Annotated in this window: 6 protein-coding genes; all 6 read right to left on the bottom strand. The window is 58.5% G+C overall.

Annotated elements, in window-relative coordinates; all coding sequences use genetic code 11:
- Positions 1–164 precede the first annotated feature (164 nt).
- The 6 genes from ACA072_RS22680 to ACA072_RS22655 all read right to left on the bottom strand — a co-directional run bounded on the left by ACA072_RS22680 (position 165) and on the right by ACA072_RS22655 (position 15,171).
- The gene (locus ACA072_RS22680) at positions 165–1,499 is read right to left on the bottom strand and encodes a sigma-54-dependent transcriptional regulator (RefSeq protein WP_497620709.1); all 1,335 of its coding nucleotides are present in this window, start codon (positions 1,497–1,499) and stop codon (positions 165–167) included.
- Entirely contained in the window at positions 1,493–3,259 is a 1,767-nt protein-coding gene (locus tag ACA072_RS22675; protein WP_497620708.1) for a sensor histidine kinase, read from the bottom strand. The genes ACA072_RS22680 and ACA072_RS22675 overlap by 7 nt, the downstream gene beginning before the upstream one ends.
- A gap of 86 nt (positions 3,260–3,345) precedes the next feature.
- Entirely contained in the window at positions 3,346–6,096 is a 2,751-nt protein-coding gene (locus tag ACA072_RS22670) for an RHS repeat domain-containing protein (RefSeq protein ID WP_497620706.1), read from the bottom strand.
- A gap of 40 nt (positions 6,097–6,136) precedes the next feature.
- A complete protein-coding gene (locus ACA072_RS22665) occupies positions 6,137–8,893 on the bottom strand; it encodes an RHS repeat domain-containing protein (RefSeq protein ID WP_497620704.1) in 2,757 nt (918 codons plus the stop codon).
- Positions 8,890–13,410, bottom strand: coding sequence for a SpvB/TcaC N-terminal domain-containing protein (locus ACA072_RS22660; RefSeq protein ID WP_497620703.1), 4,521 nt, complete (start codon positions 13,408–13,410; stop codon positions 8,890–8,892). The genes ACA072_RS22665 and ACA072_RS22660 overlap by 4 nt, the downstream gene beginning before the upstream one ends.
- 237 nt (positions 13,411–13,647) lie before the next feature.
- Positions 13,648–15,171 carry a fumarate hydratase gene (locus ACA072_RS22655; RefSeq protein ID WP_461976267.1) on the bottom strand — a complete coding sequence of 508 codons (1,524 nt, stop codon included), beginning with the start codon at positions 15,169–15,171 and terminating at the stop codon, positions 13,648–13,650.
- Positions 15,172–15,669 lie beyond the last annotated feature (498 nt).

Genomic DNA, 15,669 nt, shown 5'->3' with positions numbered 1-15,669 from the left:
TTATGCTGGATTGGGCGTGAGCGGAAAACTGCTTATAGGTCATGAGGTGCTTTGTTTTTGCCGGCCTCATCGCGAGCAGGCTCGCTCCCACAGGGGACTGGTGTACACCGTTCAAATGTGGGAGCGAGCCTGCTCGCGATGGGGCCAGTCCAGGCACTGAAAATTCAGCTGTCTTGCAGGAACATCTCCCGCGTCAGTCCATGCCGCTGCATCTTTTCATTAAAGGTCCGGCGCGGCAGTTGCAGTTCTTCCAACACCGCTTTTACATCGCCCTTGTGCCGGGTCAACGCCGAGCGCAAACAATGCGCTTCGAACGCTTCCGCCTGCGCTGCCAGCGACTGCCCGGGATCGATGCCCGCAGGTTCCGGCTCACCCAACCCCAGCACCTGCCGCTCGGCGACATTCGCCAGTTCACGCACATTGCCCGGCCAGTCGTGGCTCAGCAGATGGCTCAGTTGCGGGCCGCTCAATGGTGGAAAAGTCCGCCCCAAACGCTCGGCGGCGTTCTGTGCAAACGACTCGAACAACAACGGAATGTCTTCACGCCGTTCACGCAACGGCGGTAGCCGCAACTCGGCCACATTCAACCGATAAGCCAGATCCTCGCGAAAACGCCCGGCCCGCGCCTCATCCAGCAGATCCGGTTTGGTGGCGGCGATGATCCGCAGATCCACGCGAATGCTCTGGTTGGAGCCCAATCGCTCAAGCTTCTGCTCCTGCAACACCCGCAGCAATTTCACTTGCTGGGCCAGCGGCATGCTTTCTATTTCATCGAGAAACAACGTGCCGCCATCGGCGTATTCAAGCTTGCCGATGCGCTTGCCCGACGCGCCGGTGAACGCGCCGCTCTCATGGCCGAACAACTCAGCCTCGAACAGCTGTTCGGGAATCGCCGCGCAGTTCAACGCCACAAACGGCTTGTCGGCGCGCGGCCCGAAGTCGTGCAGGCAGCGTGCGACCAGCTCCTTGCCGCTGCCGGTTTCACCGCGGATCAGCACGTTGACCGGCAGTGCCGCCAGATCCAGCACCTGCCGACGCAACGTCTGCAAGCCACGGGATACGCCCAGCAGCGTCGCGTCGAGTTTGGCGCGGTTGTCGGCTTGCTCGTGCAAGGCGCGGTTTTCCAGCACCAGCCGGCGCTTGTCCAAGGCCCTGCGTAAACTGCTCAGCAGGGTTTCCGGGCTGAAGGGTTTTTCGAGAAAGTCATAGGCGCCGTCGCGCATCGCTTCGACCGCCATCGGCACATCACCGTGGCCGGTCAGCAGAATCACCGGCAAGTCGGCATCGCGCCGCTGAACTTCGGCCAGCAGCTCAAGCCCGGTCATGCCGGGCATGCGCACGTCGCTGAGGATCACGCCGGGGAAGTGACGGGGCAATTGCGCCAGGCACTCATCGGCGCGGCTGAACAACTGCACCTCGAAACCCGACAGGCTCAACCATTGCTCAACGGCGCTGCGAATGCTGCTTTCGTCGTCGACCACCATCACGGAATTCAGCATGGGCCGGGAGCCTCCAGGTCGATGGGCAAGGTCACGGTGAACACCGCGCCGTTGGCGTGATTATCGGCGCTCAAGCGCCCGCCCGATTCGTGAACGATGGCAAACGATACCGCCAAGCCAAGGCCCAAACCATCACCCACCGGTTTGGTGGTGAAGAACGGATCGAACACATTCGGCAGATGCTCTTCGGCGATGCCGCCACCGTTGTCGGTGACGGTCAGGCGCCAGAGTTGCTCGTCGGCTTCGAGGCGGATTTCCAGGCGTTTGCAGGGTTTGTCCTGCATCGCGTCCAGCGCATTGCGCAGCAGATTAATCAACACCTGTTCCAGGCGAATCGCATCGCCGCGCACCCACGCCGGACGCGTCAGGTGCAGCACGGTGCTGACCTGCTCATCACGCAAACGGGCGTCGAGCAGTTGTAGCGATTGATCCACCACCGTCGCCAGATCAAGACGTTCGCGCAAACCGCTGGGGCTTTTGCGCGCAAAGGTTTTCAGGTGGCCGGTGAGGGCGGCCATGCGCGTCAGCATGTCGTCCACCGGTTTCAACGCCTTGTAGGCGTCGTCGACCCGGCCGTGATCAAGCAGCAGCCTCAGTGTCGCAAGCTGCATGCGCTGGGCGGTCAGCGGCTGATTGATTTCATGGGCGAGGGCGGCCGACATCTGACCGAGGGCCGCGAGCTTGGCCGATTGCACCAGGCCGTCCTGAGCGGTGCGCAGGTCGCGGGTGCGTTCTTCCACCAGTTGTTCGAGTTCTTCACGGCTGCGCTGGCGCATCTTGGCCAGGCGCCAGCGCTGGTTGAGGAACAGCAACAGAAACACCAGCGCCAGCCACAGTCCGGCAGCGGCGAGCGCGCCGTTGCGGCTGTCTTCGAACGCGACTTGCGGGCGCCGCAGCAAGTGCAAGGTCCAGCCTTCCGTGGTCAACGGCAAGGATTCCCACAGATAATTCGCCGTGCCGTCAGGACCGACGACGCGCGCCAGATCACTGTTGTCGTCGAAGCGCTGCAGCGATTGATAGTCCAGCGGTGTCAGCGGTTGTTTGTCGTATTGGCGAGTGACCTTGAGCTCGGCGTGATCGCTGTCGCTCAAGGGCTTCAACAGGCGATAGCGCCAGCCCGGCTGGTTGGCGATGAAGATGATTCCGCGGGCATCGCTGACCAGCAGCGTGTCGCTGCCCTGGCGCCATTCGCGCTCCAGTTCCGGAAACTCGAGCTTGACCACCATCGCGCCGAGGAACTCGCCGCTGTCGCTGGTCACCGCGCTGGACAGGAAATACCCCGGAATGCCGCTGGTGACGCCCACCGCATAAAAACGCCCGGTGCCCTGGGTGCGGGTCTGGCTGAAGTAGGGGCGAAAACCGTAGTTGTGGCCGACATAACTGCTGGGCAAACGCCAATTGCTGGCGGCCACGGCGAGGCCGGTGCGGTCGAGCAGTTCCAGGGTCGAGGACTGCGCAGCACCGTTGATTTTTTCCAGTTTGCGGTTCAGAGCGTCCTGTTGCTCTGCGGTAACCGGGCCATCGAGCGCGGCGCGCAGCTCAGGGTCCAGCGCCAGCACGGCGGGGAGGGCGCGGTAGCGATCAATCAGGGTGTGCAGGGAATTGGCATAGAGCGCCAATTGCTGATTGGCACGAGCGGCGTCCTCGACCAGCGCCTGACGTTCTGCGTGGCGCAGGGCAAAACCGGCCGCCAGCGCGGCACCGGCGACGATCAGCAAGGTGTACAGCGTCAGGCGTAACGTGCGCGAACGAGCAAGCATGGTGTCTGAAACAATCAGCAATAGGGGCGCGCACCATACCATGACGTCGCCCCGAGATTTCAGGGGCGGCGCCACGGTGCAGTCGGTCAGGCTGCTGATTTTTCGATGAGGTACTGAGAGACTCTTCCCACCAGGTTTCTGGCTTGCTTGATCCCGCTTCGTGCGACTTTGAATTCCTGCTCGAGTCTCGACTTATCAAGGGGGCCGGAATTCATCGGCATGTTCAGGGCACCGATCAGCCTGTCATCGCTGACGGCAGAGTCTGCCAGGGTTTCAAAGGCTTCGTGGACTTGCGCTTCTACGTCATTGAGGTAGGTGTCCAACGCATTCAGATTGGCCGTTATCTTGTCGAGATCGCCTTGGCCAAGGGAATCGTTGAGCGCTTCGGTCAGTTGAGAGGCTTGACGCGCGATGGCCAGGGTTTGTTTGAGGTAAGGCACTTTGAGGTGTTTACCGATGACGCGGGCGGTCGTTTCGATCGCCGTTTTGGTCAGGCCAGCCGAATTTTCCGGGCTGAAGCTTTTCGCCACGGCCGTCACACTGAAGGGCTCGGCGCGGGATTTACTTTTGATGTTACTGACCGAGAAGCCTGTCGGGTCCGGTGTGATGGTGTAGCCCAGCCCGGTTTCTTCGCCGATTTTATCCATGACTTTGGCAGTCGCTTCAGCGGCAAAAATACCTCCAACTGCCGCTGCTACTGGCACCGCAACGGGTGCCGCCGGGCCAGTCAGACTGCCGACTCCCGATCCTATCGCCGCTCCAGCTGCCCCAGCATGAAAAGTGGCGGCAAACGACGCGATGCTATAGAGCAATTTCTTGCCTGCGGTTTTGTAGATGTCGCGGGTTCGAGTGAGATTGTAGAGTTGATAATTGAGTTTCTTCATCTCGCTGTTGACGGTTGAAAGCACGTTTGAAGTGTCGATGACCTGCTTTTCTGCAGCCTCCTCCTTTTGCGTGCCGCCGTTGTCCACATAGCGCAGCGGGTTGTTTCCCACAAACGCATACAGGTTCAGCCCGTCCACTGTCCAGGCCGGATCAGCGCTCACCCAACGCTGTAACCACGGCGCGTAGTAACGCGCGCCATAATAATAAAGCCCGCATTCATCCATTTCCTTGCCTGAATACCGAATGGTTTTGTAATCGGCCTCCACCTCTGAACGCGCGGCCCACCACGCCGTAGCACCGAAGGCGTAATAGAACTCAAGGCTGATCAAGGCGCCATGACGATCCAGTTCCAGTGCGCAGGAACCCAGGTGGTCGTCGAGGCTGTAGCGCAGTTGATCAGGTTCCAGATCACCCGGCCCCCCGCTGGCCCAGTGCAGGCATCGGACGCTGCCGAAGGCGAGCGGCAGGGTAATGACGTGCAACACACGGCCGTCGTCGCGGGTGTGAATGTCCAGCCCCGGCAGGTAAAGGACCTCCCGGCTGTGTGTCATTGACCGGGTGTGGGTGACGTGACGTTTGCAGACCCGTTCACCCTGGCTGTAGAGGTAGCTTTCGGTATCGTCCGCCAGGCCATTGTCGTGGGTGAGCAAGGTCACTTTTTTCAGTTGGTCGCGGGCGTTCCAGGTCAGGGGTTGTGCACCGTCTTGCAGATACAGCTGGTTGCCATGGGGGTCGAAATGCTCCTCGAAAACGGGCTCCTGTTCGCCTGTTTTCCAGCGTACGCCACGGTTGCTGCCAGGATCGATGCGCATGTGCAGGGTGAAATTATGGCCGTCGCGCTGATGGCGCTTCTCAGTCAGATTGTTGCCCTGATCGTAGGTGAAGGATTCGATGTAGCGATAGCGGCGGCCCGGGTCGATGGGCTGGATCAACTCTGGCAAACCGGCTTGTGAATGGGGGACTTCTGCCTCGAAACCGCTGGCGCTGATCAGCCTGTACTTTGAGTCATAGGTGAAATCCCGATGGCCATCGACGCGCTGGTTGGCGAAGTACACCGTGGTCAGGGTGTGATCCTCGATGCGCAGGATGTTGCCCATCCGGTCATAGAAGTAGTGAAGATTCTGCTGCAAGGTCTCGTCGGGTTTACCGGACTTGAGCGTGCTGAGGCGACCATCCTCCGGGCAGTACGTCCATTGGCTGATCACACCATTACCGGCCGTTTGCATCGTGATCTGGCCGGCAGCGTTGTACTGCGCATCCTGCAGGACGCATTGCGATTCGCCTGCGCGTAGTTGCAGAAAAACCTGCTTGAGCTGCCCGGCAATGTCGTAGTGCAAGCGCTGCTGATGGCCACCTGCATCGCTCTGGATCAGCACGTTGCCAAGAGGGCCATAAGTACTATTGCTGCAGAAGGTTCCGGCACCGTCAATCGATCGTTTTTCACTCAGCGGCGATCCCTGGAGGCTGAAACTGCTCAATTGGAGTGAGCCTGCTTGATCGACAAGCTTGATCATCTGGCCACGCAAGTTGAAGTCGGGGTCAGCCGATAGGCCGGCATAGCTGAAGGTTTCGACATTCTGCTGATCGTTTTCATCGACGGCAACGACGCGCAACTGGCCATCGTACCGGGTGCGCCAATGATTGCCGCGTGAGTCCCAACGTCGAAGTTCTGCGCCAGCCGGACAAGGCAAGATCAGGCGCTTGCCGCCGTCTACGCTGTGGATGCTGATCGCTTCGCCAGAGAGACGATAGACGTTGCTCAAATTAGGGATGGGCAGCCGCGGATCCCATTCCTCGATCAACTTCCCGGCGGGGTTATGGACCTGCCGGGAGATGAGTGATTCCAAGGCGTCACCGGCTTTCTTGCGCAGATAGGTCACCTGTCGAATCGGCAGGGCTCTGCTGTCATTGGCAGTGACATCAGGGGTGCGTAAATACACGGATTCGGTCATCGCGGTGACCCTGGAGCATTCATCAAGTCACCTCGCCCCCTCAATTGGATGTCATCTGGGCAGTGTGCTTACGGTATCGATTCAGTCCTGCTGTTGTATTGGCAATGCTATCCAACGCTCGCTCTCTGAAAGGTTGAGCCGTTTTTTTATTGACGGTATTCGCTTTGCTGGTGCCTACGCGCCCCAACCCGAGGTCAACCAGATAATCCATGCCGTGGTGGCTTTGGTCGTAAAACTGATTGATGCCCAGTTCTGCATAGTTCGCATTGATCAACGCTGTGGCTTCGTTTACTGCCTGGCCCAGTTGCTCAAGTGTTGACTCGATCTCATCCAATTCGAAATTGAACAAGCCTTCCTCTGCCCTGTTGGCGTCTTCAGCGACTTTGGCCAAGGCAAAGGCCTCTCCGACACCCGGGATATAAGCCCCGGCAGTTTTCGAGACCAGATCAATCGAGTTTTCCAACAATTCATCACCTGAGTAGGCGCGTAACCCGCTGGGACTTTCAGCGTTTGAGAGTCCTGCTCTTTCTCTAAGCGTGTCGGCGCTGAAGGCGGAAGGGTCCGGCACAATAGGGGTATTAAGTTTCGCTTTACTCATCACCTTTGCATAAATCCCGGTGCTTTTATCGGCGACCCTGTTGCCTAACAGCATGCCGGACACGGCACCTGACAGATGAGGGGAGGCAACGCTGAAGTCGGGAAAGGCTTCACCAGCCTTACCTGCGACATAGGCTGAGGAGTACCATCCGACAGCAATGCTGCCCGCCTGATAGACAACGTTTTTAAGGATGTTCAAACGAAATGCGGCGGGGCGAGACAGGTCGCTCAGTTGCTGATTCAGCGTGTTCATTTCGTGGTGCACGGAGGAAAGGAACTTGAAACCGCTGATGATTTCCGACTTCAACTGGCTGGGTGTTTTCTTTTCGCCAATGTCGTCGAAGTAGTTCAGTGGATTGTTCCCAACAAACGCATACATATTCAGCCCATCCACATCCCCCGCCGGGTCAGCGCTCACCCAATGCTGCAACCACGGCGCGTAGTAACGAGCGCCATAGTAATAAAGCCCGCATTCATCCATTTCCTTGCCCGAGTAACGGATGGTTTTGTAGCCGACCACCAGCAAGGAAACCGCGATCAGCCAGGCGGTGGCGCCGAACGGGTAATAACCTTCGTGGCTGATCAGTTGGGCGTTCTGGTCAAGTTCCATGAGACAGGAACCCAGTTCGTCATCGAGGCTGTAGCGCAACTGATCCTGTTCGATACCGTCGGGTTTTTTGTCGACCCAATGCAGGCAACGCACGCTGCCACGGCCCCCCGACAAGGTGATGACGTGCAGCTTTTCGCCGCTGTCGCGGGTGCGGATTTCCAGCCCTGGCAAGTAGACCACTTGATGAAAATGCGTGAGGGTCGCGTGCCACTCATGGCTCTTGAACACCCGTACGCCCTGGCTGTAGAGAAAGATTTCTTCATCGTTGGAGTCGTTGTCACGTTCAACCAGTGTCGCACTGGCCAGTTGATCGCGGCTGTTCCACTGCAGGGGGCGTCCCGGGGCCGAGGCCTTGAGGCAGCCATTGGGGGTGAACAAGCTGTCGAAATCCGGATCGTCACCTTCTTTCCAGCGCACCCCGCGGTTGCTGGCCGGGTCGATGAGCATTTCGTGGGTGTAACCGCCCACTGCACGTTCATGGATCAACTTGATCAGGTTGCCGCCCAAGTCGTACTTGTATTTCTGTGTGTAGTTGAGGTGATTGTTGGGATCACTCGGCGACGGGCGGCCCGGCAGATCAACGCTTGGGGGGGCGTCATGGCCGGTGGCCCTAATCAACTGATAGATCGAGTTGTAGGTGAATGCGCGGTGGCCATCGATGAGCTGATTTTTGAAGTACACACGTTTAAACGTCAGATCGTCGATGCGCACGACGTTACCGACCGGGTCATACAAGTACTTGAAGTGCTGGAGCGGTTCCTGCCCGGGCACACTGGCTTTCAATGTGGTGAGACGGCCATTGTCGTCATCGTAAATCCAGGTGCTGACCACCTTGTTGCCGGCGCGCTGTTCGATGATCTGGCCGGCGGCGTTGTAGCGGGCGTATTCAAGAACCGGCTGCCAGGTTTCGGTGGAAGCGAGCCGTAGCTGGACCTTTTGCAACTGCCCGGCGCAGTCGTAAAACATCTGTTGCTGATGTCCAGCGGCATCGGTCTGGGTCAACATTTTGCCGAGCGGGCTGTAGGTCCGGCTGCCGGGGAAGGTGCCGACATCGGTGATCGTTCGGCTGTCGTGCAACGGTTGGCTGCGCAGGCTGAAGCTGTGGAAAGCAACGATGCCGGAGGAATCGACCTGTTTGATCAACTGGCCGCGCATATTGTGGTTCGGGTCACCCTGCGCGGTGGCGTAGGTCGAGGTTTCGACGATGCCTTGATCGTTCTCTTCAAAGGTGAGCAAGCGCAACAGATTGTCGTAAACGGTGCGCCAATGGTTGCCCTGTCCGTCCCAGCGCCGGAGGATTTCACCGGCCAGCCCGGGGAGGATTGTCTTCTTGCCGGCATCGACGCTGTCGACCATGACCGGTTGCTCGGTAAGGCCATAGACCGTGGTCAGGTTGGGCTTGAGAGCATCGGCCAGTCGCGGGTCCCGTTGCTCCACCATTTTCCCGAGAACATCATGGCATTGCCGGGTGATCAGGGGTTCAAGAGCATCACCGGGCTCATTGCGCAAGTAATCGATCTGGCGCACGGGCAGGCCGCGCGGGTCAATGGACGTTACCGATGGCGTGTTCCAATGGACAGAGGTCGTCATGGCGTGCCGACCTTGCTTGCTTGCGAAGGTCGCGTACCCTCATCAGTGTCATTAAAGTCCAGACTGCTCTTGTACCAGGGATGGATGAATATGCGTGAGAAGTAGCCTTTGGCGTTGATGATCTTGATCAGGCGACCCAGCACATCGTAGAAACTTTTATCGTGAATGCCGAATTCCTTGAAGCAATCGTCGTTGACGTAGCCGTAACGGTTGACGAAATAGGGACGGTAGGTGCGTACAGGTAATCCCTTGTTGTTGTATTCCACGCGTTCGCTGATACGCCAGCGCTCGTCGGCGGGCGCAACCTTTGGCACGCCGTTTTCGATCACCAGTTTGCCGTCTTCAACGACGTAGGCATCGCCAGCCTCTACCCGTTGCTGGGTTTGCAGGGTGCGGCCGAAGCCATCGACGAATGTCAGGATGATGTGGATCTGGCGCAGTTCGGCTATATCGTAGGCGTAACGATCAGCGCTAAGAACGACGCTGTGCACCGGAATCCGTTCGACGCGCAGCAGCAGGTCCCACAACGCCTGCTCGGCCGACGTCCGGGATTTGAGCCTGCCCAGGCGCAGTCGGGCACTGGCGCGGATGTGCAGGCTTGGCAACACGTAACCGTTAGCAATCCATTCGTTCAGCCAGTCGAGTGTTTGCCTGACGGATTCGGGGAGTTGGCCCATCCAGCTGAACAGGTCCTTGCGAAAGGTACTGGCGGCGTCTTGAAGTGCCTCTTTGGGGAGTTGGATCGCCGTGCCTGGGCTTGCGTCGTCGGGGCGGATGTACTCGGCAATGGGCTTGAAGCCGGCGAGAGCGCCGGATTCTGTTCCAAAATAGGTGAAGGTGTGCGGACCGGACGGATCGTAAATGACTTCTTCAACGTTGTCGTTGGCATCGATGATCTGCATCGGTTGCCCAGAGCAGTAGTCGAACACAACGCTTGTGGTACAGCCATCCGGCCGCTTGACGCTGATGAGCATCAGGTTGTAGTCGTCGTATTGCGCCTTCGTAACACCGTGGCTGAGCGTTTCGTTGTATTCCACCACTCTGTGGAAGTGATTAAGGTCTGCGTACGTGGCAAACGTGTATCGGGCGGACCAAAGATTTTGCTGTTTATCCTCTTCTTCGTCGGCTTCTTTGTCCGTACCCAGAAACAGCTTCATGCACAAATAGCCAATTTTCGTCAGCTCTTCCCGGATGTCGATCGGTGGTTCCACATTGCCGTAGACCTCCAGCGCTGCCTTGTTCAGTTGAGCGATTTCCGTCGGCCCAGCCAAGCCTTCAAACTCGGCAGTGCCTTCCTCCAACTTTTCGTTGGCCGTATTGACGTAGCTTTGCACCGATTGTGAGGTTAACTCTCGCTGAGCCACCCATTCGGCTGAGGGGAACAGAACAATGAACTGTTCATAGGAAATCGTTTCCGGATTCAGACCCGCAGGTGTAGCGCCTTTGGGCAATACCAGCGCATTACCGCGTTGTCGCCAAGGCAGGCCGAGCCTCCAGCCTTGTAGATCGACCAGGTGAATAAACGCGGCGAGGGTTTCTTTCAAATAGTAGAACTGCTGAGCCGGATCATGAGCATCAACCCACCATCTCCTTTCATCGACATCGGTAAACGGTGGCTCGTCTGTCTCGGTCCGGCGCCGGGCATAACTGACCGTGATGGTGTGGGTTGTCAGTCCAAAGGCGTCCCGGCTCAAGTTGATGACATGACGGCACAACGGGTCTTCGACGAAACGCTCATAGTGGTAGCTGATTTCTTCCAGCAACGACGCCATCAACACCGCATCGGGATAGTGTTCGCCACGCTCACGCACTTCACGGACGATGTAGCGGTACTCGACAATCAGGAAGGGAAGCGCCGGGCGCTGGTCATTCGCGGCATAGGTTTCCATTCTGCGTACAGACCCGGCGAGGGCGCGGGCGATTTCGTGAGCGGTAGCTTCATCGGCAGGCTTAATGATTTCTTCGACCTTGTCGCCCGGGTGATATCGACAAAACAGCGTGTCGCCCAGCGCATGTGCCTCATTATCAAGATCGAAGTAACCGTCGCGAGGCATGTCGATCTGTTTGCCGGTATGAAACCAGGTGCACACCAAAGCCGGGTCGGTGAAGCTTTCGTCTTCGCCCGAGCCGGTTTCGCTGTCGGTTTGGTGCAGGCATCCGAAGCCACGCAATTCCCGGTCCAGAGGGTCGTACCAGGCCTCGAAATAACTGAAAAACTGATTCAGGCAATTGCCGGTGATTTCATCCCGCTGGGTTTGTTGACTGACGACTTGCATGGCGAAAGGCAGGTAGCAGACGGGCAGGCGCTTGAGCTTGAGAATTTCCTTTTTTTCGTCCAGCCAGTACTGCGCAGAACTCCTGTGCACCACCTCAGTGCTGCAGCCCATGTTGTTATTGCTGGCGATCATCAAGTACGGCTTGTTGCGGACAAAATCATAACGCCAGTGTTGAGGCTTCATGTGCGTTACGGTGAGGATCAGGCTGGCACAGCCGAGCCCTTGCAGGTCGGCGAAAGTGACCTGACACAGGTTGTCGTAACGCACGCCTTCGGGCCAGGGGACCGAAATGGGCTCCAGTTCAAAACCATTGCCACCGTGGTTGAGGTAAATATCGAAACTGTCGGAATTCAGGTAAATGATGGCAGGGGCACCGGACCCGTTCAGATCCGCGATTCGCACCCGCGCTGCGTCGAACGTTTCGTTATTGAAACGCGGGCCTTTGATGGTAAAGCCCGCACCGAATTGTCCGTGGCCCAGGTTTGGCCAGCATTTGATTTCGTCGTGACGGATTCGGCACAACTCGGTCATGTCGCTGCCCAGCAGATTGCTCAAAATCACCAGTTCGCTGCGGGAGTTGCTGAACGATGGAAAACGGTCGCCTGCCAGCTTATGAGGGACATCCTCGCCTTTGGCAAATCCCTCTGCACGATGATTGGCATAAAGGCGCACGGAGTTGGGGCCGATCAGCGCCAGCGAGCTGAGCCCGTTACCCGTCAAATCGCCCAGCTGGGAAAGGGTGTTGAAAAACTCTACCGGGAAGGCCGAAAACGGTATGAAACCTGACCAGGTGCGATCCGGGTTCAGCGTATAAAAACCACACATTCCAGGTTGGGCGATAATCCAGTCCAGACGACCGTCGCCGGTCATATCCATGAGAGCTTGATGCGCCGGTTTATTGCGGTCGCCCACCGGGATTTTCGTCAGCGCTGTCCACGGTCCGTAGTGGATGTCGTCGGGGCCTGTGGTGGCACGCAAGGGCTCGCGGTAGTACCAGCATTGGTCATAACGACACAGAAAGCCCGGCAGGCCTTCACCGAACAGGTCGACGCACTGATAGAACTGGCCGTCTTCGATACCCGGAATGTTCTCGAACGGGAAGAAGCCACTCGGTTCTTTATTGAGTTCGAAAGCCGAATAGTCGAACTCCACCGGTGGCATGTTTTCCACGGTGCCGCTGGCGTCATACGCCTGATAATGCGCCGCTGCGATCAGGCTATAGGACCAGGGGGCGGTATTGGCCGCGTACTCCAGCAGCAAGCGGCGGACCAGCACCGGCTGGGGACCCAAAACCGGGAAACTATGGAACATCAGCACTTGTTGGCATAGGCGGCGAGTGCCTACTTCAAAGCCCTGTCGATAGGACGAAAAGGGGTCGTTACGGATCAGCCAGGGCTTGAGCGTCGGGCCGTCATAAACAGGTTTTTCAGTCAGGTCCCGCGTGCGTTCGCCGTAATCGAACACCAGGTGGAAATGCCATTCAGGCGTCGGCGTTTGCGGCGTGCTCCAACCGTACAATTGGTCGTACGCCGCAACGTTGCCATACAACACACGATGCACGTAGCGTTGGGCCCGGTAGTCATGTGAGGCATGCTCTTCGTCAGGATCCTCGTCTTTCAGGTACTCGTAGCAGATATGCTCGCCCAGAGCATTCATGCTCTCCTGCAACAACCAGGCAGCAATTCGCTCCGGATTCAGAGGGTCAGCCTTGCGCGCACTCTCGATTTTGCCGAACAGGTGCAGGCTGCCATCGGCCCCGTGCACCAGCCAGAAACCGATGGAGCCGGCCTCGGGAAACCAGTACTCAATCAAATCAAAAGTGCTTTCGACACGTGGCCGATATCGCACGACACTGTGCTTGCCTATCGCCAAACCACGGTATTCAGAGACTTCACTTTTCCAGATCTCACCGTTGACGTCCCGCTCAGCCATCAGCTCCTCACCCGTGGGGCCAATGAACACATCACCCTCGGTATAACGCGGCACACCTTTGCTGGTCTGGCGGGTGATGGCGCTGAGGTCCAACAGCCAACCGATGCCAACCGGTCCGTTGCCCGCCTGGCTGCTGTAACTCAATGAGTGGGCGGGGTCAAAGCCGCGTCCGGGGGACAGCGGCAGCGACAGCTTGAAGGAAGCGGCTCCCGTCCAGCCGACCTTGCCCCATTCCTTACCGATGCTGGTGACTGAAGCACTCTTGGTGATCGACGGTTCAACAATACTCAGGGACGCTTGGTCTTCCATGGGGCTGATCCTGTTTTGGCCTGGCGCTCGCCCGTGGCAACGGTGTCGCTTGATGGATCAGACGCTAACAAGATGGGAGACGTACGTAACCTGTCAGATCTGACAGGTCGGGTGGGTTTGTCTAGATCAAATAGCTGTAAGCGGAAGGCTTTTAATGCCATTGTTGTTCTGCCAGGCAAAAAAAACGGCCGGGTCGTCCATTCAGACGAGCCGGCCGTATTTGGCCAGTTAAAGCGCTTATTGCACTTCGATCGCCAGGCTTTCACTGATCTTTTGCTGCCAGATGGCTGGACCGGTGATGTGTACCGACTCGCCTTTGCTGTCCACTGCAACAGTCACCGGCATGTCTTTGACGTCGAACTCGTAGATCGCTTCCATGCCCAGTTCGGCGAACGCCACCACGCGGGATTTCTTGATGGCTTGCGCCACCAGGTAAGCCGCGCCGCCAACAGCCATCAGGTAAACAGCCTTGTGGTCCTTGATCGCTTCGATGGCGGTCGGGCCGCGCTCGGATTTGCCGATCATGCCCAACAGGCCGGTTTGTTCGAGGATCTGACGGGTGAACTTGTCCATCCGCGTTGCAGTGGTCGGACCGGCAGGCCCAACCACTTCTTCGCGCACCGGATCAACCGGGCCGACGTAGTAGATGAAGCGACCCTTGAGGTCCACCGGCAGGGTTTCACCCTTGTTCAGCATCTCGACCATGCGCTTGTGCGCTGCGTCGCGACCGGTGAGCATTTTGCCGTTGAGCAGGACGGTTTCGCCCGGCTTCCAGCTCTGCACGTCTTCCGGGGTCAGGGTGTCGAGGTTGACGCGACGGGCCGACGGGCCGGCTTCCCAGACGATTTCCGGGTAGGCGTCCAGCGGTGGCGCTTCCAGGGACGCCGGGCCGGAACCGTCGAGCACGAAGTGCGCGTGACGGGTGGCGGCGCAGTTCGGGATCATGCACACCGGCAACGAAGCGGCGTGGGTCGGGTAATCCATGATTTTCACGTCGAGCACGGTGGTCAGGCCACCCAGGCCCTGGGCGCCGATGCCCAGTTGGTTGACCTTCTCGAACAGCTCCAGGCGCATCTCTTCGATACGGTTGGACGGGCCGCGTTTTTTCAGCTCGTGAATGTCGATGGATTCCATCAACACTTCCTTGGCCATCACGGCGGCTTTCTCGGCGGTGCCGCCGATGCCGATGCCGAGCATGCCCGGTGGGCACCAGCCGGCACCCATGGTCGGAACGGTCTTGAGCACCCAGTCGACGATCGAGTCGGACGGGTTGAGCATGGCCATTTTCGACTTGTTCTCGGAACCGCCGCCCTTGGCCGCCACGTCCACTTCCACGGTGTTACCCGGAACGATGGAGTAGTGGATAACGGCCGGGGTGTTGTCCTTGGTGTTTTTACGAGCGCCCGCCGGGTCGGCGAGGATCGAGGCACGCAGGACGTTTTCCGGCAGGTTGTAAGCCCGGCGCACGCCTTCGTTGATCATGTCGTCCAGGCCCATGGTGGCGCCATCCCAACGCACGTCCATACCCACGCGGACGAAGACGGTGACGATGCCGGTGTCCTGGCAGATCGGGCGGTGGCCGGTGGCACACATGCGCGAGTTGATCAGGATCTGCGCCATCGAATCGCGGGCTGCCGGCGATTCTTCGCGCAGGTAGGCCTCGTGCATCGCCTGAATGAAGTCAACGGGGTGGTAATAGGAAATGAACTGCAGGGCGTCGGCAACGCTCTGAATCAGGTCGTCTTGCTTGATCACGGTCATGAGTCGCGCTCCTCTAAAAGACGGGAACATTCAATAAGGTGCTTGCAGCTTGGGTGCATCGGTCGGTTGCAAGCACCTTTCAAGGCACGCCGGGGTAGCTGGCGCGACGCTAAAAAGGCGCGGCAGTATAGCGCGCCTCGGTTCCGGGCACACCCGCCGGTAGTCAATCGTTGGTCGCATAACACCGCGATCCCTGTAGCAGCTGGCGAAGCCTCGGGCCGCGTTCGGACGTTCGGCGGCGAAGCCGTCGTGAAATCGGACACCTCGTTGTGTCAGGCAGACCATAAACACAGGTTTTACGACTGCTTCGCAGCCGAACGTCCGAACGCGGCCCGAGGCTTCGCCAGCTGCTACAGGGACCGTGGCAAGGAGGAGGATCCAGGCGAAAACGGGACATGCTTTTGACGCCAGTTTTCTGCCCCGAAAATTGAATGGTCATTTATCAGACACCCCACTAAAGTGGCATTCGGTCTGTAGAGTAGGACACTCGATCAGCCT

The organism is Pseudomonas sp. LBUM1656, assembly GCF_059716065.1.
Note: the sequence above shows the minus strand (reverse complement) of the source record. Positions and strands in the feature narration are given on the sequence as shown.

Excerpts from the sequence above, each read along its gene's own strand:
- ACA072_RS22675 (WP_497620708.1), bottom strand. The coding sequence starts at position 3,259 with ATGCTTGCTCGTTCGCGCACGTTACGCCTGACGCTGTACACCTTGCTG.
- ACA072_RS22655 (WP_461976267.1), bottom strand. The coding sequence starts at position 15,171 with ATGACCGTGATCAAGCAAGACGACCTGATTCAGAGCGTTGCCGACGCC.
- ACA072_RS22665 (WP_497620704.1), bottom strand. The coding sequence starts at position 8,893 with ATGACGACCTCTGTCCATTGGAACACGCCATCGGTAACGTCCATTGAC.
- ACA072_RS22660 (WP_497620703.1), bottom strand. The coding sequence starts at position 13,410 with ATGGAAGACCAAGCGTCCCTGAGTATTGTTGAACCGTCGATCACCAAG.
- ACA072_RS22680 (WP_497620709.1), bottom strand. The coding sequence starts at position 1,499 with ATGCTGAATTCCGTGATGGTGGTCGACGACGAAAGCAGCATTCGCAGC.
- ACA072_RS22670 (WP_497620706.1), bottom strand. The coding sequence starts at position 6,096 with ATGACCGAATCCGTGTATTTACGCACCCCTGATGTCACTGCCAATGAC.